The 21,450-nt window shown below is 68.6% G+C and carries 11 protein-coding genes; 10 read left to right on the top strand and 1 reads right to left on the bottom strand.

The window, feature by feature from the left end:
• Positions 1-3 precede the first annotated feature (3 nt).
• From KJ554_12780 to KJ554_12790, 3 genes are all read left to right on the top strand, one after another.
• Positions 4-2,277 (top strand): DEAD/DEAH box helicase, encoded by a 2,274-nt coding sequence (locus KJ554_12780; GenBank protein ID MBU0743209.1) that lies wholly within the window; start codon positions 4-6, stop codon positions 2,275-2,277.
• Entirely contained in the window at positions 2,277-3,446 is a 1,170-nt protein-coding gene (locus KJ554_12785) for a ribonuclease H-like domain-containing protein (GenBank protein ID MBU0743210.1), read from the top strand. The genes KJ554_12780 and KJ554_12785 overlap by 1 nt, the downstream gene beginning before the upstream one ends.
• A gap of 75 nt (positions 3,447-3,521) precedes the next feature.
• Positions 3,522-3,956, top strand: coding sequence for a hypothetical protein (locus KJ554_12790; GenBank protein ID MBU0743211.1), 435 nt, complete (start codon positions 3,522-3,524; stop codon positions 3,954-3,956).
• 80 nt (positions 3,957-4,036) lie between these two features.
• Here the strand turns inward: KJ554_12790 and KJ554_12795 are convergent, their stop codons facing one another.
• The gene (locus KJ554_12795; protein ID MBU0743212.1) at positions 4,037-5,842 is read right to left on the bottom strand and encodes a peptidylprolyl isomerase; all 1,806 of its coding nucleotides are present in this window, start codon (positions 5,840-5,842) and stop codon (positions 4,037-4,039) included.
• 273 nt (positions 5,843-6,115) lie between these two features.
• Here KJ554_12795 and KJ554_12800 point away from each other — a divergent pair, with 273 nt between their 5' ends.
• The 7 genes from KJ554_12800 to KJ554_12830 all read left to right on the top strand — a co-directional run.
• Complete coding sequence (locus KJ554_12800; protein MBU0743213.1) at positions 6,116-7,936, top strand: M23 family metallopeptidase; 1,821 nt, start codon at positions 6,116-6,118, stop codon at positions 7,934-7,936.
• Between the two features lie 81 nt (positions 7,937-8,017).
• Positions 8,018-11,548 carry a DNA polymerase III subunit alpha gene (dnaE, locus tag KJ554_12805; protein ID MBU0743214.1) on the top strand — a complete coding sequence of 1,177 codons (3,531 nt, stop codon included), beginning with the start codon at positions 8,018-8,020 and terminating at the stop codon, positions 11,546-11,548.
• Positions 11,549-11,666: 118 nt separating this feature from the next.
• A complete protein-coding gene (locus tag KJ554_12810) occupies positions 11,667-12,647 on the top strand; it encodes an acetyl-CoA carboxylase carboxyltransferase subunit alpha (GenBank protein ID MBU0743215.1) in 981 nt (326 codons plus the stop codon).
• A 289-nt stretch (positions 12,648-12,936) separates the two neighbouring features.
• Positions 12,937-13,119: a Trm112 family protein gene (locus KJ554_12815; protein MBU0743216.1), complete on the top strand. Its 183-nt coding sequence runs from the start codon at positions 12,937-12,939 to the stop codon at positions 13,117-13,119.
• Between the two features lie 127 nt (positions 13,120-13,246).
• Positions 13,247-17,191 (top strand): hypothetical protein, encoded by a 3,945-nt coding sequence (locus KJ554_12820; GenBank protein MBU0743217.1) that lies wholly within the window; start codon positions 13,247-13,249, stop codon positions 17,189-17,191.
• Positions 17,192-17,287: 96 nt separating this feature from the next.
• Positions 17,288-18,313 (top strand): PorV/PorQ family protein, encoded by a 1,026-nt coding sequence (locus KJ554_12825; protein MBU0743218.1) that lies wholly within the window; start codon positions 17,288-17,290, stop codon positions 18,311-18,313.
• Positions 18,314-18,353: 40 nt separating this feature from the next.
• Positions 18,354-21,450 (top strand): immune inhibitor A (locus KJ554_12830; GenBank protein ID MBU0743219.1); only part of this gene is annotated, 3,097 nt, incomplete at its 3' end.

The following is a 21,450-nucleotide window of genomic DNA, read 5'->3' on the forward strand; positions in this document are numbered from 1 at the left end:
ACCTTGAACCTGTCGCAGCTCCTGGACCGCCTCAAGGCCGACGAGAGCTTCCTGCGCAACGTCACCCGCTGGGAGGTGCTGGCCCCGTTCCCCGCCCGCACCGAGCCTTATCCCGAGATGCTCCACCCCGACCTGGTCGCGACGTTGCAGCGGCGCGGCATCCCCGAATTGTACAGCCACCAGGCGGCCGCGGTGCGTCTGGCGGCCGCGCGCGAGCCTTTCGTCGTGGTCACGCCCACCGCCTCGGGCAAGACGCTCTGCTACAACCTGCCCGTGCTGGACGCCATGCTGCGCGATTTCCAGGCGCGCGCTCTCTACCTGTTCCCGACCAAGGCCCTGAGCCAGGACCAGATGCACGAGGTCCACGGCGTCATCACGGATCTCGGCGCCGACATCAAGACCTACACCTTCGACGGCGACACGCCCGAGCCCGCGCGCAGGGCCATCCGCAGCAGCGGCCACATCGTGGTCACCAACCCGGACATGCTGCACCAGGGCATCCTGCCCCACCATACCCTCTGGGTGAAGCTGTTCGAGAACCTGCGCTACGTGGTCGTGGACGAGGTGCATCACTACCGCGGCGTCTTCGGCAGCCACGTGGCGAACGTGCTGCGCCGGCTGCGGCGCATCGCCGCCTTCTACGGGTCCGATCCGCTTTTCATCGGCTGCTCCGCCACCATCGCCAACCCCGGCGAGCTGGCCGCGGGTCTGGCCGGGTGCGAGGTGACGGTTCTCGACGACAACGGCGCGCCGAGGGGCGAGAAGCACTTCATCTTCACGAATCCTCCCGTGGTCAACCGGGAGCTGGGGATCCGGCGCTCGGCGCTGAAGGAGACCCGCGCCCTGGCGGAACGCTTCCTGGGCACGGGCGCCCAGATGATCATCTTCGCCCGCTCGCGCATGCGCGTCGAATTGCTACTGACCTACCTGGAGCGGGCCGGTCGCCGCATCGGCATCAAGAGCGGGGAGGTGCGCGGCTACCGCGGCGGCTACCTGCCCACCGAGCGGCGCGCCATCGAGACCGGGCTGCGCGACGGCAGCGTGCGCGCGGTCGTGAGCACCAACGCGCTGGAGCTCGGTATCGACATCGGGCGACTCGACGTGTGCCTGATGACCGGTTACGCCGGCACCGTCGCCAGCACCTGGCAGCAGGCGGGCCGCGCCGGCCGCAGCCAGAACCTGAGCGTCGCGATCCTGGTCGCCACCAGCAATCCCCTGGATCAATACGTGATCAACAACCCCGACTGGTTCTTCGGGCGTCGGCCCGAGCACGCCAGCGTCGATCCGGACAACCTGATCATCCTGCTCAGCCACCTCAAGTGCGCCGCCTTCGAACTGCCATTCGACACCGGCGAGGAATACGGCGGCGCGGGCGTGACCGAAGCGCTGGACTATCTCGCGGCGCAGGGCGTGCTGCACCGCGACGCGGACACCTATCACTGGATGGCGGACACCTATCCCGCCGAGGACGTGAGCCTGCGCAGCGCGGCGCCGGATAACGTGGTCATCGTCGACGCCTCCGGACCGTCGGGGATGGTCGTGGGGGAGATGGACCTGTTCAGCGCCCAGGAGATGCTGCACGACGGGGCCATCTACATCCACGGCGGCCAGCAGTACCACGTGGACAAGCTGGACTGGGACCGCCACAAGGCCTACGTGAAGCCGGTGCGGGTGGACCACTACACCGACGCGCAACGCAAGACCGAGCTGAAGACCCTCGCCGACGAAGGCGGCGAGGACTACGCGCTCGGCCGCAAGGGGCTGGGCGAGATCGGCCTGGTGAGCAAGGTCACGGTCTACAAGAAGATCAAGCTGGGCACCCACGAGAACGTGGGCGCGGGCCGCGTGCATCTGCCGGAGATGGAGATGCACACCACGAGCTTCTGGTGGGAGCTGCCGAGCGAGCTGCACGAACGGATGGCCGACGCGAGGCTCGATCTCGGCGATGCCCTCAAGGGGCTCGCCCACCTGATCGGCTGCGTCGCGCCGGCGTTCGTGATGGCCGATCCGGCCGACGTGCACACGCTGCCCATGGTCAAGTCCCCGTTCACCGACCAGCCGACGCTCTACGTGTACGACGCCTATCCGGGCGGCGTGGGCTACGCCAAGCGCATCTTCCGGCAGTTCGACGAGATCGTCGCCGCGGCGAGCCACCACCTGGAGGCGTGCCCCTGCGAGCGGGGATGCCCCTCCTGCGTGGGCGCCCCGGTCGATTCGGGCCACACGGCCCTCGAGGGCGCGCGCTGGATCCTCGGGGCTTGCCGGGGACGGCCCTGATGGACCTGCGCGAGCGGCTGGCCAGGCTCGATCGGCGACAGGCCGGGGCGACACCGGCGCCGCACGAGGCGTCGCCAGCGGGCGATCCGCGGGACCTGGGCCTGACGCCGAGGACCGGCGCCGCGGGAACCGTCTGGATGTGCGCACACCAGGCGCAGGAGCCAGCGCCACCGGCGCGGCTCGGGACGCTGAACAGGGTCACGACGCACCGGGCTCCGGAAGAGCTCGCCGCGGAGGATCTGCTGTTCCTGGATACCGAGACCACGGGGCTGGCGGGGGGCACGGGCACCCTGCCCTTCCTGGTGGGCTTGGGCTGGTGGCGGCACGGTTTCTTCAGCGTCGAGCAGTACTTCTTGCCATCGCCGTCGGCGGAACGGGCCATGCTCGCCGAACTCGCCGGACTGGCCGCCGGCTTCAAGGTCGTGGTGACCTTCAACGGCCAGACCTTCGATCTGCCCCTGCTGAAAACGCGCGGCATCCTGGCCCGACGTCGCCGACTGCTGGACGACCTGGTCAGCTGGGACCTGCTGCCGGTGTCACGCCGTTTCTGGGGGCGGAGACTGCCGGACTGTCGCCAGCAGACCGTCGAGTCCCGGATCGCGGGCGTGCGCCGCGGCGCCGGCGACATCGACGCTTCCCTCATTCCCCAGGCCTATTTCTCCTTCGTGCGTCAGGGACGCAACGGGGCCCTGCGTGCGGTGATAGAGCACAACCGGCGCGACGTGGCGGGCATGGCGGCCATCCTGTGCGAGGCCTTGGCCCAGGCGCGGCTGGTGGAGCCGCGGCTGCCGGTCCCGGCCGTGCCCTGGCAGGACGCCTGGTCCCTGGCTCGCCTGTGCGAGACCCGCGGCGACCGGGTCCACGAGGGCCTCTGGATGGCCGAGGCTGTCGCCCGGGCAAGGCTCGCGATGGCCCCCCGTCCCTTCTTCGTGGATGCCGTCAGGATCATGAAGCGGACGCGGGACTGGTCCCTGGTCGCCCGGCTGCTCGAACGGGCGGGCGATGCTCACGGGGCGGATCCCTGGCTGCATCACGAGTCGGCCATCCTCTGCGAACATCGCCTGGGTGACCTGCGCCGGGCCCTGACCCACGCCCGCGCGCTGGGCGACGGGCACCGCATCGCGCGGCTCACCCGGCTCATCCGCGAGAGGGCCGAGACGGAGGGTTGACGGTTCGACGCCAAGATCGTTGCCTGAGCCCGCGGCGTCGTGCATAGTCGAGCCCGGCAGGCGAAAGGGGGCGAGATGTCGAAAGTGACGCGTGAAGACGGGCATCTGGTGGTCGCGGCCATCCGGGTCCTGGCGTACAAGCTGAACGGACCGCCCACCCCCGAACAGGTGGCGGAATTGCTGGGCCTCGCGCCGGAGACCGTACGCCTACAGACCCTGGCTCTCCAGGAAGCGGGCATCGTCAAGCTGGTGACCAGCGCCTACGAGAATCATCTCGAGGTCCGTGACCATGCCCTGCTCGACGGGCTCGAAAGCGACGCGCGGCAGGCCGCCATGGACGAGGCACTCGCCGAGTTCGATCAGCACAAGCAGGAGGAGGCCGAACGCATGTCCCGGCTCTTCTCCGAGGGCGAGCACGAACGCCGCCGGCGCGACAAGTTCAAGGAGATGGACAAGGGGCTCGGGGACTTCGAGCGCAAGAAGCCGCGCAATCCCTTCGGCGACGATTGAATCTCAGCCGGCGCCGCGAATGCAGAGGGCCTCCCCGCCGGGGGAGGCCCTCTGCTCGAGCGCGGTGCCGATCGTTCCGCTCAATCGGCGTAGAGCAGATAGCGCCGGTCGTCGACCTTGGCTGTGGCCAACTTGTCCTGGTACCACTTCTCGACGGCCTCGTTCTGCCGGGCAGCGAACAGGGAGTCGTGGATGGAGGCCGCCTCGGCGGCGAAGGCGGCCTCGTCGAACGCCGACTTCCACAGCACCTTCATGGCGAAGATACCCCGGTTCGTCTCCACCTTCTCGACCAGCACGCCAGGCTCGTTGTCCAGGGCGGCGCGGTTGAAGTCGGAATTGAAGCCCACGTCCTGGATGTTCCCGGTGGCGGTGAAGGTGTCGGTCACGGCGTGGGTCAGGCCGAACTCGGCGGCGACACCGTCGAATGCCCCGCCTGCCTGCAGGGCGGCCACGGCGGGGGCGAGCTTCTGTTCGGCCAGGGCGCTTTTCCGGGCGCGGCCGATCTTAGCGATGACCGCCGACTCGACGTCCGCCAGGGGAGCGGGCCCCTCGGGCAGGTACTCCAGGTTCTCGATCACGTAGAAGAACTCCTCGGTCTCCATCACGCGGCCGATGTCGCCAAGGCTGGAGCTGAAGGCGAACATCGTCCCCGGGATGGTGTTGCGGAAGCCGGGGATGTCGCTGCCCTCGCGCAGGGGGCGGGGGTGCAGCACTTCGAGCGCCGCATCCTCGGCGGCCTCGGCGAAACCGATGTCGAGGGCATCCTTGCGGAAGGCCTGGGCGCGTTCGTAGATGTCGGTGAGGGTCTCGTCGCCGGCGGTGATCTTCAAGAGGATGTGGCGGGCGTGTACGCGCGCCACCTCGCCATCCTCCTCGAAGCGCTCGAGAACCTCGATCAGGTGGTAGCCGAACTGGGTCTTGACGGGCCCGCTGAGCTCGCCCACGGGCAGGGCGAAGGCCGCCTCGGAGAACTCGTCGACCATGCGTTCGCGGTCGAAGGTGCCGAGGTCGCCGCCTTCGTCCTTGGTGCCGTCCTCGGAATAGATGGCGGCCGCCTCCTCGAAGTCCATGGTGCCGTCCAGGATCTCCTGCCGCACTTCCAGGGCCAGCTCCCGGACCTCGCTGTCGTCCAGCTCGCTGGGATCCTTGAGGAAGGTCACCAGCTGCACGGAGACCTTCTCCGGCTCGATGAAATCGCTCTCGTGCTCGGCGTAGTAGGCGGCGATCTCCTCCGCTGTCGGCTGTTCGTCTATGGTCAGGTCCTTGAAGAGCACGGCGACGTACTCGGCGATGCCCTTCATGTTCCGCCTGTAGTACTCGTCCCGGATCTCCTGGTCGGATACCGTTACACCGGCGGCGATAGACTCGGCGAGCTTCTGGCGGGGCAGCATGGCGCGCAGGTAGGCCTCGACTCCCGTCCAGTCCCGCTGGGGGTTGGCCAGCTCCGCGTGGTAGGCGTCCAGATCCACTTCGCCCTCGGCCGTGGTGAACTGCGCGAGGAGATCCGGCGGCGGATTGTTCTTCAGGACATCGATGATCTCGGCGTCGTCCACGGTGAGGCGGAGGCGGGCGATCTCTTCGTCCTCCAGCTTGGTGCGTACCAGGCCCTGCCAGACCGTCTCGGAGGCCTGGGCGCGCTGGTTGGTGGTCAGCGAGCTGGTCTGGTATGCGCTGCGCATCCGGGCCAGATAGTTGCGGTAGGTGTTGTCCCATTCGCCGGTGGTGATCTTCACGCCGTTGACCGAACCGACCCAGGTGGGACCCTGTTTGCGGGAGTTGTCCTGGCGGTTGCATTGCGCGCCCCACACGATGAACGTGAACAGGATGAAGGAGACGGCGATGATCCAGTAGAAGAACTTCGCCCGCGACCGCAGCAGTTTGAACATCTCGAATCTCCTCGTGAAACACGATGCCGGCCCGGAACCGGTTCGCCGACACTAAAAAAACCCAGTCATGTGTCTGGGATGTAGAGGCCTGGTCCCTGCAGTTTATGGACTGTTAAAATAGCATATCCCGGCTCCGGGAGCCAGAAAAACCCTGACCCGGCCCTTGCCGCCTCGCGGCGCCTCGCGAAGACATGGACCGCCTGTCGCGCAGGCCCCGGCTGGACGGCGGCCCGCGGCGATGGTAGATTGCGAACCGACACGGAGGTCCGCGCCATGAATCGCAGTCTCGTCCTGCTCCCGACCCTGCTGGCCGCCGCGGCGGCCTCGGCGCTCGCAAGTGCGATCCCGGACGCACCGTCGTGGCCCCTGCCGCTGGAGACGCGTTACCTGACCTCGAACTTCATGGAGCACCGCTCCGGACGCTTCCACGCCGGCCTGGATCTGAAGACCGAGGGCCGGACGGGCTTTCCCGTCCTGGCTGCGGAGGACGGGTGGATCGCCCGCATCCGCGTCTCGCCGGCGGGATACGGCAAGACCCTCTACCTGCGGGGCGCTTCCGGGCGCACCTACGTCTACGCGCATCTCGAGAGGATCGGCGACCGGTGGCGTTCCGAGGTGCGCCGCGCCCAGGCCCGCCGCGGGCGCTACGACGTGACGCTGCACTTCCCGGCCGGCAAGCACGAGGTGAGCCGGGGCGAGATCCTCGCCCTGTCGGGCCAGAGCGGCGCCGCCGGTCCGCATCTGCATTTCGAGGTGCGCGACGCCGAGAACCGGCCGCTCGACCCGCAGGCCCACGGCTTCTCGGTTCCCGATACCCTGCCGCCGACGATCCTGAAGATCCGCGCCATGCCGGCGTCCCCGCTGTCGCGCGTCGAGGGAGGGCTGGCCGCCCGCTCGGTCAGCGGCGACCCGTTGTCGGGGGAGTTGCCCCGTCTGCGGATCCGGGGCCGGGTCGCCTTCTCCGCCCAGATCCTCGAGACCTCGGACATCATGGGCTTTCGGCTGGAGCCTTATCGGCTGGCTGTCTCCCTCGACGATTCGCTGGTCTTCGAATCGCGCAACGACGGTTACGACTTCGCGCTGCAACACTTGATGCGCCTCGAGTGGCTGGAGCAGCCCGGCTGGCACGAGCGCTGGCTGATGCGGCGCGAAGGCGATGTCCTGCCGGGGCGGCGGGGGGAGGGCTGGAGCCTGGATCCGGCCGTGCTCACGCCGGGCGAGCACGTGGTGCGCGTGACCGCCGCGGACCGCGCCGGCAACGACAGCGAAGTCTTCTGGACCCTGCTCGTCTCCCCGGAGGAACCGGGAGATCCGCCCGCCTCGGCGGCGTCCTGGCGCGAGGATCCCGTGCGGGTCGAGGTGCCGTGGGACGGTGAGGGGCCGCGGCGCTGGCTGACCCCGTTCCTCGAGGCGAACGGGGAAGTGGTGAAACCGGCGGAGATCGGCGACGGAGGGCTGCTCGACGGGGGGCCGTCGGCCCTGGCGCCGGACAGCCTGACCGCGCTCGAGCGTCTTGCCGCCGGGCGGGTGCAGGGTCTGGAGGCCCTCGGCTGGAGCGCGCGCGTCGTCGCCCCGGACTGGAGCGCCCGCGCAGGCGTCGCCTTCCCCCTCGCCGCGGCGCTGCCGGACATCCTGCCGCCGGAACTCGGCGTCTACATGCAGGATCGAGGCGAAGACTGGAATCCCGCCGGCGTGCCCCGCCGCCTCGGCGCGGCCTGGGTCTTCGACGCCCACGAGGCCGGCCGCTACGCCCTCTTCTTGGACCGCAACGCCCCATATCTGGGACCGGGGCCGGACGAGGGCCTCGTGCGCCGCGTCGCACCGTCACGTGTCGCGGCTGTCTCGGCGCCGACGTGGGAGGTGTTTGCCATCCGCACGGAGGATCTGGGCTCCGGCATCGACACGGAGTCGATCAGGGTGTCGCTGGACGGACGTCCCCTGATCGCCGAGCCCGATCCGCCACGCGACCGCCTGCTCGTGGAGTTGCCCGACGCGACGCCGCCCGGCGCGCATCGGCTGGAGATCACGGTCTCCGACCGGGCGGGGCACGTCACCGCGAGAACCTACCAACTGGTCTTGATCGCAACGCCTTGACGGGGGTGGTGGACGTTCCCGACGCCTCCTGCTATCGTAGCGGTTCGGGCTGCCACACATCACGACCACGGACCGGGGCCGATGCCACAGAAGACGTTCGTCCACCTGCACAACCACTCCGATTATTCGCTGCTCGACGGCGCCATGAAGGCCAAGGCCATGGCCAAGCGCGCGGCGGCCCTCGGCATGCCCGCCCTGGCGCTCACGGATCACGGCAACATGTTCGGTGCGGTGGAGTTCTACCTGGCCTGCCGCAAGGTCGGGATCAAGCCCATCCTGGGCATGGAAGCCTACGTCGCGCCGGACCACAGCGAACGCTCCGACGATCCGCAGCGGCGTCCCCACCACACGGTCCTGCTGGCCCGCGACGAGACTGGCTGGCGCAACCTGATGAAGCTCTCCTCGCTCGGTTACCTGGAAGGTTTCTACTACAAGCCGCGTATCGACAAGGTGCAGCTCGACGCCCACCGCGCGGGGCTGGTGGCCCTGAGCGCATGCCTCTCGGGCGAGCCGTCGCGGGCGCTCAAGCGGGGAGACGTGGCCGCCGCCACGCGCGCCGCGGCGGAATACAAGGAGATCCTGGGGCGGGATCGCTATTTCCTCGAGATCCAGGACCACGGCATCGAGGCCGAGGCGCGCGTGCGGCGGCATATGCCGGAGGTCGCCCGCGCGGTCGGCGTGGGTGTGGTCTGCACGAACGACTGCCACTACCTCGAGCGCGAGCACGCCCAGGCCCACGACCTGCTGCTCTGCGTCGGCACCAACCGCCAGTTCGACGACCCCGGCCGCTGGCGCTACGACACCGACCAGATCTACCTGAAGTCCAGCGAGGAGATGCTGAAGCTCTTCCGGGACTGGCCCGAGGCCGCCGCCAACACGCTGCGCATCGCCGACATGTGCGATCTGGAGCTCAAGCTGGGTGAATTGCTCCTGCCTGCGTTCCCCCTGCCCGCGGGCTTCGACGACGAATTCGCGTATCTGCTGCATCTGGCGCGGGAAGGTCTGTCGCAGCGCTACGGCAAGATCACGCCCGGGCTGCAGGACCGCTTCGAGTACGAGATGAGGGTCATCAAGCAGACCGGATACGCGGGCTACTTCCTGATCGTGTGGGATTTCATCCGCGCCGCCCGCGAGAGACGCATCCCCGTGGGGCCCGGCCGCGGCTCGGCCGCAGGCAGTGTCGTTTGCTATAGCCTGCGCATAACCGACATAGATCCAATAGTCAACAATCTCCTGTTCGAGAGGTTTCTCAATCCAGAGCGGATCTCCATGCCGGATATCGACGTGGATTTCTGCTTCGAGAAGCGTCCCGAGATCATCCGCTACGTCATCGACAAGTACGGCAAGGACAACGTCTCGCAGATCATCACCTTCGGCACGATGGCCGCGCGCGGCGTCATCAAGGACCTGGCGAGGGTGCTCGGATTCAGCTTCGCCGAGGCGGAGAAGATCAGCAAGCTGGTGCCCGAAGGCCCCGGCGTCTCCTTGCGCGATTGCCTGGATTCGGTGCCGGGATTCAAGCAGGTGCGCAACGCATCACCCAAGCACGACATGCTGCTGCGCAACGCCCTGGTCCTGGAGGGCATGTCGCGGAACCCCGGCATCCACGCCGCCGGCGTGCTGATCACGCCGTCCCCGCTGATCGAGCATATTCCCCTGTTCAAGTCCACCAAGGACGACATCACCAGCCAGTTCGACATGCGCATGGTCGAGGCCATGGGACTGCTCAAGATGGATTTCCTGGGCCTGCGCACGCTCACGGTCATCGACAAGGCCCTCGATCTGGTGTACCGCACCACCGGCCGGCGTCTCACGCCCGAACAGATCCCCCAGGACGACCCGGGCACCTACGCCCTGCTGCAGGAGGGGCGCACCGTCGGCGTCTTCCAGCTCGAGAGTTCGGGCATGCAGGAACTGCTGCGCAAGATGCGCCCCACCGCCTTCGAGGACATCGTGGCCGTCAACGCCCTCTTCCGGCCGGGCCCGCTCGGCGCGGGCATGGACGAGGTCTACGTGAACTGCAAGCACGGGCGCCAGGCGATCCATTATCCCCATCCCGACCTCGAGCCGATCCTGAAGGGGACCTACGGCGTGATCCTGTACCAGGAACAGGTCATGCAGATCTCCTCGCTGCTCGGCGGGTTTTCCATGGGGCAGGCCGACACGCTGCGCAAGGCCATGGGCAAGAAGAAGCGCGAGATGATGGACAACCTGCGCGTGCTCTTCCTGAAGGGAGCGCAGGAGCGGGGCTACGAACGGGCCCTGGCCGAGAAGGTCTACGACGAGATGGCGTTCTTCGCCGAGTACGGCTTCAACAAGAGCCACTCGGCCAGCTACGCGGTGCTGTCCATCCAGACGGCCTGGCTCAAGGCGCACTACCCGGGTGAGTTCATGGCGGCGACGATGACCACCGAGATGAGCAAGTCGGACCGCGTAACGCAGCTGATCGACGAGGTGAAGCGCCTGGGCCTGCGGATCAATCCCCCCAGCGTGAACAAGCCGAGCAGCGAGTTCGAGGTGCGAGACGGCGAGATCATCTTCGGCATGGGGGCGGTCAAGCACGTCGGCGCCAAGGCCATCGAGGAGATCGCGGCCGTGCGCGGGACGCGGGAGTGCGACTTCACCGACCTGTACGAGTTCTGCGAACAGATCGACCTGGCGGCCGTCAACCGCAAGGTGCTCGAGAGTCTCGTCCACGCCGGGGCCCTGGACGATCTCGCCGGTCACCGCCGCCAGTTGATCGCCAACCTGGACCGCGCCATGCAGTACGGCAACCGCGTGGCAAGGGAGAAGGCCCAGGGGCAGGCCTCGCTCTTCGGCTCGGCGGTCGAGGCATCGACCCGCCCGACCGTGGACGATTGCTCGCCGTACGATCCCCTCGACGAACTGAGCCTGGAGCGCGCGGCCGTGGGGTTCTTCCTCTCCGGCCACCCCTTCCACGAGTACCGCGAGTTCATGGACAGCCTGCCCGTCTCCACCACCAGGCGCGCGGCGGGACTCGGCGACGGAGCCTGGGTCGACCTGGCGGGTGTCGTCACCTCGCTCACCGAGGCCCGGGACCGCAACAAGCGCCTCTACGCACGCTGCCATTTCGAGGACAAGCGCGGGCTGATCGAGATGATCGTCTACGCCGATCTCTACGAGCGGACCGCCGAGCTGGTCGGCAGCGATTCGATCCTCGTCGTCGGCGGCAGGGTGCGGGTCAAGACGGACGGCGTGCGCGAGATCGTGGCCGACCGCGTGGTGGCCGTCGACATGGCACTGCGCGACTGGACGGGCGAGGTCCTGCTCTCCCTGGACCTCGATGCCGCCGATCCGCAGGCCACCGAGCGGCTGGAGGAGTTCGTGCGCTGGGCGGCCCTGCCGGGCGTGGGAGAGGCCGGCGGTTCCCTCACGCCGCGGACTGTGCCGCTGCTGGTGGAGGTGTCCCGCGAGGGCAAGCGCTGGCTGTTGCGCTCCCGCACGCGGCAGGTGGCCTTGTCCCTGCATACACTGCGCCGCATGCGCGACCTGCCCGGCGTCGAGACGATCCGCATCCGTTGCGGTCTGCCCGCGCCCGAGCCGCAGCGCCGCAACGGAGGTTTCCGCAAGCGCTCGGCGGGAGCGGGTTGATGCCTCCCGGGGCGCCACGGAGGCGCGCCCTTGACACTGCCGCCGGCCGCCGGATAGATTGAACGCCGTGCGGCGAGGGTATGGACGCGCCGCCAAAGATTGGGAGTGGAACCGGCCGATGAACCCGAAGAAGACACCCTGGCTCGACTTCGAGAAACCGATCGTCGAACTGGAGGAGCGCATTCGCACCCTGGAGGATTCGGCCTCCCTGCGCGGCCTCGACGTGACCGACGAGGTCGCACGTCTGCGCAAGCGCGTCCAGACGCTGGGCCGTGATATCTTCGAGAAGCTGGACCCGTGGCAACGCGTCCAGCTGGCGCGGCATCCCCGCCGTCCCACCACCAACCACTACATCGACCATATCTTCGACGGCTTCACCGAGCTGCACGGCGATCGCGGCTTCCGGGACGATCCATCCCTGGTCTGCGGTCTAGCCTGGCTCGGCGAGAGGCCGCTGACGGTGATCGGCCACCAGAAGGGCCGCGACACCAAGTCCAACATCCACCGGAATTTCGGCATGGCCCACCCCGAGGGCTACCGCAAGGCGCTGCGCATCATGGAGCAGTCCGCGCGTTTCGGACGCCCCATCGTCACCTTCATCGACACGCCGGGCGCCTATCCGGGCATCGGCGCCGAGGAGCGCGGCCAGGGCGAGGCCATCGCCCGCAACCTGCGCGAGATGGCCTCGCTGCGGGTGCCCATCCTGGTGTTCGTGACGGGGGAGGGCGGCTCGGGCGGCGCCCTGGCCATCGGCATCGGCGACCGCGTCTACATGCTGGAGAACGCCATCTACAGCGTCATCAGCCCCGAGGGTTGCGCGGCCATCCTCTGGCGCGACCGCGCCAAGGCGGCCGACGCCGCGCGCGCCATGAAGATCACCGCGCAGGACGCCCTGCGTCTCGGCGCCATCGACGCCATCCTGCCCGAGCCCATCGGGGGCGCGCATCGCGATTACGCCGCCATGGCCCTGACCATCGCCAACCGCATCCGGGCCGATCTCGAGGAGCTGGAGGAGATCGATGCCCAGGAGCTCGTTGACCAGCGTCTGATGAAATTCCTGTCCATGGGGATCTACAACGAAGCGAAACCGGACGACTGATCAAGAAATCAGGGTTCGCCCGTGGTGCCGGTGCGATCACGTCATCGCGGGCGCTGCACGAAGGAATAATCCGGGTCGAGTTGACATCGCTCACGGCTTCGTTTATCCTTTTTAACGCCAACCTCTTCAAGTATCCTTCCTCGTGTGGGCGTCGTTCCGTCGCCTAGGGGAAGGCCCCGGTCCATGGCTTGCCCGTTCCCCAAGGAATCGATGGCGTGTGTCTGTCTGACATGCGCGGCGTCTGCGACGTAACTCGATCTCACCGTGCCCCTTTCGCGGAGGTTGACGAGTGCTGAAGCCCGAACTCCTGGAGATCCTGGCCTGCCCGGCCTGCAAGGGTCAGCTGCGTCCGCTGCCGGATCACAGCGCGCTGGATTGTCCGGTCTGCAAGCTTCGTTACAGGGTCGAGGACGACATACCGATCATGCTCTTGGACGAGGCGGAACCCCTGCCCGAGAGCAAGGAGTCCTGACGCCATGCCGATTTCCCTGAAGATCCCGCATGTCCGATCCATGACCTGTTTGCTGTCAGGGATCGCCGTTATCGCATGTGTGGGCCCGCCCGCGCCGGTCGCGGCCGCGCCGGTGGTCGGAACACCCGTGGTCACGATCGCCGACGCCAGCGACGCCACGACGGTGCTGGTCTTCACCTTCCCGCTGGAGGGTCCCCCGGCCGACGGGTCCGCGCTCTCGGCGGAGGACCTGCAGTGGGCCCGCCCGCGATCGCTGGAGCGCACCCCCGACGGCGGCTACGTTCCTCTGCCGCGCCGGCAGCAAGCGGTCGTCGCCGTGCCCACGCACGAGGCCGTCGGCTGGGAAGTTGCTGGTTGCACCTGGCTGGTGGAGCCTCGCGCCCCGGCCTCGCCCCGGTCGGCCGTCACCGTCTCGCCGCCCCAGGTCTACCGGGACGTGCCGCTGGTCACCGTGATCGTGGCGCCCGAAGTCCAGGACGGCGTGCTCGGTTCGGTGACGGTGGTCCTGCGCCACGCGCCGCAGTCGCGCTACGCGCGGGCCCTGAAGGCCGCGGCGGGCAAGGTCGTCCCGGACGTCATCGGCGCGCGCGCGATCGTCAACACGCAGCTCTTCTCGCGTCTCGCGGCCGGCCTGTCCTCGTTGCGCAGGCAGGAGAGCGCCGCCGCCCGCCAGTCTACGCATCCCTTCCTGCTCGCCGGCCACTGGCTGGAGCTGGAGATCGAGCAGACCGGCGCCCACCGTCTGACGGGCCTGGACTTCACCTTCGCCGGCGTTCCCACGTCCCAGGTCGATCCCGGCAAGCTGCGCCTCTACCGCGCCTGGCCGACGGCCCTGCCCGACGATCCCGAACAGGAACCCGCCACCTGGCAGGACGATTACGCGGGACTGACCGAGGTCGCGCTGGACGTCCGGGACGCCGACGGGTCCTGGGACGACGGCGACGAGCTGCGCTTCTACGCCGTCGGGCCCGACGACTGGTCAGACCGCTTCGTCGCGGGCGCATCGCCCGTCGCCTGGCAGGAACATCCCTACAGCAACCGCACGGTGTACTGGCTGACCTGGGAGGACCACCAGACCGCCACGCCGCTGCCCGGGGCGCCCCTGCGCATGACCACGCAGAACGCCGCGGCCCACGGCGTCGACCCGCTGTCGATCCACCTGGCCCGCCACCACCGCGAGCAGTCCAACGTCGAGGCCTTCGGGCGCCTGCTCGACAACTGGGCCTGGGACACGGCCATCTTCAACCAGAAGACCGTCACCTTCGACATCCCCCACGCCGTCACCGACAGCGCCGCCTTCTTCATGGTGGAGGTCCGTTCGAACCATCACCTGGGGGGGAGCTCGTCCGTCGAGAACGTCGTGACCGTCTGGCTGAACGACGGCCTGGACAGCGGCGACACCGTATCCTCCAGCTGGCTCATCTTCTACGATGGTCGCCCGGACAGCCTGCGCAATCGGGTGGCGGCCTGGAGTCCGCGCCTGGTCGAAGGCGTCAACAGCCTGACCCTGCGCCGGGACAGCCCCTCCAATCCGCCCATTCTGGTCCCGCCGTCGGTGATACTGGACTCGGCCGACATGATGGCCTGGCAGGACCTGATCCTCGACAGCGGGCAGTTCGCGTTCACGCACTGGGGCAGCCAGGTGGGCGCCCCCGGCGAGTTCGCGGATCTGCGCCTGTCCTATCGGGCGGGGCGCGACATCGAGATCTGGGACGTGAGCGATCCCCACGTGCCCATCGTCATGGTGGGCGACTTCACGGGGATTCCCGCCACCGCCGTCACCCTGGGCCTGACGCGCCAGCCGGATGCGGATCTGCACCTGCTCGCCTGCGGGGAGGCCGATTACTACGAGCCGGCGTATGTCGCGCGCCGGACGCCGGGGGCGCTGCGCGGCACCGATCCGGACGTCGCGTACGTGCTCCTCTACGAGGCGGGATTGGCCGCGTACGCGGCGCAGCTCGCCGCGCATCGGTCGGCCGACCTGCAGGTGGAGGCCGTGGACGTGGCGGACGTCTACGACGCCTTCGGCGGCGGCGTGAAGGATCCCCTTGCCCTGCGCAACTTCCTGAAATGGCTCTGGCTCCGGGGCGGGGGACAGCTCCGGTACGTCTGCCTGCTGGGCGACGCCTCGCGCGACTACCGTCACTACCGCAACCAGTTCGAGGACCTGGTCCCCACGGTCGTGCGCACCAACTTTCCGGGGCTGTTGACGGGTTACGGGAACTATCCCTACGCGTCCGACGACCACCTCGTCTCCTTCGACGCGCCCGTGTCGTATCCCTGGCTCGATCTCCCTGATGTGGCGGTGGGTCGCCTGACCGTCCGCGACGCCACCGAAGCCCAGCGCCGGGTCGACGCGGTGATCGCGTACGACACGGACACGCCGCCGGGCACCTGGCGCAACCGCGTGGTCCTGGCTGCGGACGACTTCTGCCAGCCCTCGGATTTCGTGTGCGCGGAGACGATGCACACGGCGCAGGCCGAGTACCTGATCGACCAGTACGTCCCCCTGACCATCGACGCGGTGAAGCTCTACCTGGCCGACTACGACTACGATCCCGGCGGCACCTTCAAGCCGCGGGCCCGGCAGGAGGCCAAGCGTCTGTGGAACGAGGGCCTGACGATCTTCCATTACATCGGCCACGGCGCGGACAACACCCTGGCCGACGAGCAGGTCTTTTTGACCGACGACATCTTCGGTCTCACCAACGGAGGCAGGCGCGGCGTGTTCACGGCCTTCAGCTGCGACGTCGGCATCTACGACAGCGCCACCCGCCAGAGCATGGCCGAGATCTTCACGGCCCAGGAGAACGGTGGCGCCATCGCCTCGATCGCGGCCTCGCAGGTCAGCTACGTCATTCCGAACAACCATCTGTCCGACGCCTTCTACGCGGCGATCTACCCCGGCCGCAGCGTCGCTGCCGATGTGACCCTGGGTGCGGCGCTGCTGCAGGCCAAGGTGGCCATGGGCGGTTTCGCCAAGTACGACGACGTCTCCAACAGCCAGAAATACAACCTGCTCGGCGACCCGGCGACCTCGCTGCCCAACCCGGCGTCGGGACCAGAGTTCCACGCCACCAGCGTCGACACCCTGCACGGCGGCTTGCGTGAGGAAGTGGTCTGCGTCCTGAGCGATTTCGGCCTGTCCCCTGGCGCCGGCGCCGGCTACGACCTCGCCGTCCTGGAGGACCGTCAGACCAAGGTCGCGTCGGTGGACAACGTGTCCTTCACCTTCTGGCTGCCCGGCGCGACAGTCTTCCACGGCACGGGCCGGGTGGACGGCGATACCCTGCGCATCCCCTTCAAGGTGCCGGTACAGCTCGGCTACGGCGAGCACGGCAAGGTCCGCCTGATCATCGACACGCCGGAGGGCGGTTTCGCGGCGGCGATGCAGCTGCCGGTGGTCCAGGCCGCGACCGGGGCCGTCGACGACTTCGTCGGGCCCGCGATCGATCTGGCCTTCGCCGACGACCGCTACCGGGTCAAGCCGGGGACGTTGCTCAGCGGCGTGATCGCCGACACCAGCGGCGTCAGCATCCTGGGCACCAGCCCGCTCAACAGCATCCTGCTGGAGTTCGACGCGAGCGGCTTCATGAGCAACGTCTCGGACAGCTTCGTCTTCGACTCCGGCAGCTACACCACGGGACGCCTGGAGATCGTGCTGCCCGACAATCTCGACCTGGGAGACCACCTGGTCGCCCTGCACGCCAGCGACGTGCTCGGCAACGTGGGCAACGACACGCTCTCCTTCCAGCTCGTGGCGGGGGAGCAGGTCTCGATCGACGACGTGACGCTCTTCCCCAACCCCACGTCCGGACCGGCCCGGTTGATCTTCGAGCTGAGCGACCCCATGTCCGTCAGCTGGTCGATCTACACCCTTTCCGGTCACCTGGTCTACCAGGAGGGCCGCAGCTTCGGCACGGCCGGCCCGCAGGTCATGCACTGGGACGGGCGCGACACGTGGGGGGACGAACTCGCCAACGGCGTGTATCTGTTCGTCGTCCGCGGACACGGTTTCGACGACGCGGGCCACCGGCTCGACGTGACGGGAAAGCTGGTGGTCATGAAATAGGGCCCGGATCATCTCGACGGGGGCCCGGGGATTTCTTTTTTGCGAGAGAGGCGACGGGATCGCAGGTCCCGCCGAGTCACCACTGGAGGTTCATTGATGTCTAGGAAATCGTTGCTGTTCATGGCGCTGTTCGCCGCCGGACTCCTGTCCGCCGGCTCCAGCGTGTACGCCATCTCGGGTGCGGGCGCCATCGCGCTGGAGTTCCCCATCGGCGCGCGGTACAACGCCCTCGGCGAGGCGGGCACCGCCCTGTCGCAGGACGCGACGGCCATGTGGTGGAACCCCGGCGGGCTGGCCTTCGCGACCGACGTGCACAGCGGGCGGATCCACGCCATGCAGTCTAAGCTGGTGCCCGACCTGGCCGACGACATCGCCATCTACTGGGGCGGTTACGTGGGCCGCAAGTGGGGCGGTTCGCTCGGCTTCAACCTCACCTACCTGAGCATGGGCGAACAGCTCGCCACGAGCGACGACGGCACCCCGGGCGAGAACTTCACGTCCAACATGTGGGCCGCCGGCGTGGTCTACGGCACGCGCCTCTCGCCGAACCTCGGCTTCGGCATCGGCTTCAAGTTCTTCCGCGACAACCTCGCTCCCGACAACGTGCTGCAGGACAAGCAGGGCGGCTCGGGCAGCACCTTCGCGGTCGACGCGGGCGTGCTCTGGAAGGTGCCTTCGTTGAAGTCGAACTTCGCGGTGGCCATCAGCAACCTCGGCCCGAACATCACCCACGTGGACGCCGACCAGAGCGATCCCCTGCCGCGCAAGATCACCTTCGGCGCGGCGCGCAGCCTCATGCACAGCGAGGCCACCTCGCTGCTCTTCGTGGCGGACATGCTGGTGCCCCTGCTGAGCTGGGACGACGCCGCGGACGATTACGGGCTGGGGCTGGACTTCGGCGAGAAGGAATGGGGCGTGGGCCTCGAGTGGTCCTACGTCCAGTCGCTGTTCATCCGCCTCGGTTACAAGAAGGGGACCGGGCAGATCGAGGACATGACCTGGGGGCTCGGCATGCACATGGGCCGGTGGGTCGGCCAGAACATCACCTTCGGCTTCGCTTCGGTGCCTCAGGCGAAGGGGCTGAAGAACGTCAACCGTTTCTCCATCGGTTACGATTTCTAGGACGAGAGCGGTTGGACCCCTGGGATCGCGAGGAGATGCCTTGAGAATGAGGCCTGACGCCCGCGGGCGGCACCGTATCGCCGTCCTTGCCCTGAGCCTGCTAGCGGTGCTGGTCGCAACATCGTCCGCCCGTGACGACGTCCGGCGACCGACCACCAAGGTCCCGGTGGTGAAGGTGCCCGCCGAGCGCCTGTACGCCGGCCCGGCGGGCGACGCGCAGCGCGCCCGGGAGCAGCGCCGCGTCGACGTGCTGGTTTCCCGCAACCACCTCGTCCACGAGATGCTGGGGGGGCGGCACGTGTCGCGGCTGTCCCGCGAGCGGCTCGCCGCTGCCGGTCTCGGTCCCGCCCGGCGCGATCCGACCGCCGCGGCCAAGCAGGCGCAGGTGACGCTGAAGGTGTTGCTGGTAAGGATCGGCTTCGAGACCGACCGCAGCGGCGACCTGACCAGCGTCACCGCCGACGGCGACTTCCAGCTCCGGGCGCCGACCGACGCCGACATCATCGATCCGCCGCCTCACGACCGCGCCTACTTCGAGGCGCACCTGGCAGGGCTGTCCGAATACTACGGTATCCAGTCGGATGGCCGACTGGCCATCGACAGCGTGGTGCTGCCCGCCAGCGACACCGGCTGCTACAAGCTGGGCGATCTCGCCGACTACGCGCCGGGCGCCGACGGCTACTGGACCGTGGGGATGCTCGAGGCGCTGGTGCGCGACATCATCGAGCTTACGGACGAGCAGACCGCCCTGGACTACAGCGTACGGTTCGCCGACTACGACGACGACGACCCCCTGACCTACGTGATCTTCGTGCACGCCGGCGCGGACTGGCAGAGCGACATCAACCAGGACTCGCCGAACGACATCCCCACCTTCTTCGTCGCGCTGGGGGAGCCGGTGGCCCTCGCGTCGCTCGACACCGAGACCGGCGAACCGGGCCAGCTGAGCGAGTGCTCCATCATCCCCGAGACCACCAGCCAGGACGGCTGGCTGGGCAGCATCGCCGGAGCGCTGTACCACGAGTTCGGCCACGCGCTGGGGCTTCCCGACGTCTACGACACGACCACGGGCCTGCCCGCCGTCGGCTACTGGGACCTCATGGACTCGGGCCCCAACCTGATCTCCAACATCGGGCTCTACCATCCCACGATCCCCGATTCCATAGAGGTCTACAGCGTGGCGGGGGTGCTGCCGCCGTCGCTGAGCGCGTGGTGCAGGTGGTACCTGGGCTGGCTGGAGACGGGCGTGCTGGGCGGCGCCGAGACCGAAGTGCACCTGCCCGCGGTGCAGGTTCGGCGCAATACCTACAACTCCTACTACGGGGGGACGGCCTACGACGGGACGCCCTACGATTTCGACCTGGCCTATCCCCAGGCCCTGGTCGGCGGCGTCTCGCCCCGCGAGTTCTACCTGCTGGAGAACCGCTGGGTCCCCTTGTCCAGCGACGAGCTGCCCGACGAGACCGGCATCGGCTTCGTGCGCGACAGCGCCACGGGCGTCTTCCTCTACATGGGCGGGGACGCCTTCGATCCGGACGGCCCCGGCCCCCTGCCGGCGACCTGGCGCAACACGGGCATGTACGATTTCTTTTTACCCGACGGCGGCCTGCTGGTCTGGCACGTCAACCAGGACCGCATCGACTGGGGCCTGGCGGAGAACACCATCAACGCCTACGGCGACGGCCTGCGCCTGCTCGAAGCCGACGGCATCCAGGACGTGGGCGTCTACGAGGCCTACGTCCTCGGCTTTTTCGGATCACAGCGCGACCCCTTCCACGCCGGCACCACTTCCGCGCTGCCCCAGGAGGGACGCCCCGGCACGCGCGCCTACGACTATTCCTGGACCGGCCTCGAGCTTCGCGCCATCTCCGCGAACGATGCGACCATGACCTTCGACGCCCAGGTGTCGCCGTTGACCGCAGCGCCGCCGGTGCGGTTGCCGTCCGCCGGTCCGCTGCCGCGCCTGCTCGATCCCGAGTCCGTGACGCCCTGGCGTTTGGCCGGCGCCGCGCCAGGCGTCTGGACCGAGGTGCTGGTCTACGCCTCGCAGCCGGTCGCCGGCATGGACGGTGCGGGCGAGCCGGCCTTCCTCTTCCTGACGGACCAGGCGGGAGGCGTCGTCACGGATCCCGTCCCGGATGCGCCGGCGGGCGTCCTCCTGCCCCTGTCCGCGCCCCTCGCGGGACCGCCCGTCGTGGCGACGTTCGCCGGCACGGGGCGCGACCATCTGGTCTACGGCACGCGGGACGGCGGCGTCGGGGCGTACCTGGACGTGCTGGCCGCAGGGGTGCTGGTGCCGTCCTGGGGCCCGGTGTCAGCCGGCGACACCCTCGCCTTCGCGCCGACGGTCGCCCACCTCGGCGACGGCTCGGTGCGCCTGCTCTGCTGCCTGGAGCCCGGACGCCTGCAGATAGTCGACGAGACGGGCGCGCGCGTCGGTGCCGCCTTCGACCTGGGCGCCGCCGCGGCGGCGGACGTGGGACGCTTCGCCTCGCCCCCGCGCGCGGTGCAGCAGCCCTTCGGCATAGAACGCTACCTGGTCGTCACCGAGACCCACTGGTTCCTGATAGCTCCCGAGACCGAGAGCGGGGACCCCCTCGCTCAGGGCGCGCTGGCGGTGGCGCCCGACGAGCGCGGGCGCCTGCGCACGGCGCTGTGGGAGCAGGACACCGAGTCGCGACTCTTCGTCTTCGGCAACGGCGGCGCCGAGTACGTGCGCTTCCGGTCCCATCTGCCGGTCGAGAGAGGGGCCTGGGATCCGCACTTCGGCGGCGAGCTGGTCGGCGCGCCGGCCGTGGCCGATCTGGACGGCGACGGTCGTCACGACCTGATCATGCTCACGTCGACGCACCTGTACGCCGCCGCGGTCAACGGCGCACCCCTGGCGGGCTTCCCGCTGGAGTTGCTGGGGCAATTCCCCCTGGCGGAGGAGACGCGCCTGGACGGGGGCATCGTGGTCTTCGACGCCACCGGCGACGGCCGCAACGAGATGTACGTGACCACAGACGGCGGCCATCTCCTCGGCTTCGACGCCACCGGACGCCTGCTGGGCCGCTTGCCCCTGCTGTGGGGCGACCGCGGCCTGAGTTCCCTGCTGGTCAGCGACGCCCCGGACGGCGGCCGGGTGCTCTGGCTGG

It is taken from the genome of bacterium, from assembly GCA_018814885.1.
In the GTDB taxonomy this organism is placed as follows: Bacteria; Krumholzibacteriota; Krumholzibacteriia; order LZORAL124-64-63; family LZORAL124-64-63; genus JAHIYU01.

What these genes read in the sequence shown, in the direction of transcription:
- KJ554_12785 (MBU0743210.1), top strand. Translation starts at nt 2,277, where the DNA reads ATGGACCTGCGCGAGCGGCTGGCCAGGCTCGATCGGCGACAGGCCGGG.
- KJ554_12790 (MBU0743211.1), top strand. Translation starts at nt 3,522, where the DNA reads ATGTCGAAAGTGACGCGTGAAGACGGGCATCTGGTGGTCGCGGCCATC.
- KJ554_12795 (MBU0743212.1), bottom strand. Translation starts at nt 5,842, where the DNA reads ATGTTCAAACTGCTGCGGTCGCGGGCGAAGTTCTTCTACTGGATCATC.
- KJ554_12800 (MBU0743213.1), top strand. Translation starts at nt 6,116, where the DNA reads ATGAATCGCAGTCTCGTCCTGCTCCCGACCCTGCTGGCCGCCGCGGCG.
- dnaE (MBU0743214.1), top strand. Translation starts at nt 8,018, where the DNA reads ATGCCACAGAAGACGTTCGTCCACCTGCACAACCACTCCGATTATTCG.
- KJ554_12810 (MBU0743215.1), top strand. Translation starts at nt 11,667, where the DNA reads ATGAACCCGAAGAAGACACCCTGGCTCGACTTCGAGAAACCGATCGTC.
- KJ554_12825 (MBU0743218.1), top strand. Translation starts at nt 17,288, where the DNA reads ATGTCTAGGAAATCGTTGCTGTTCATGGCGCTGTTCGCCGCCGGACTC.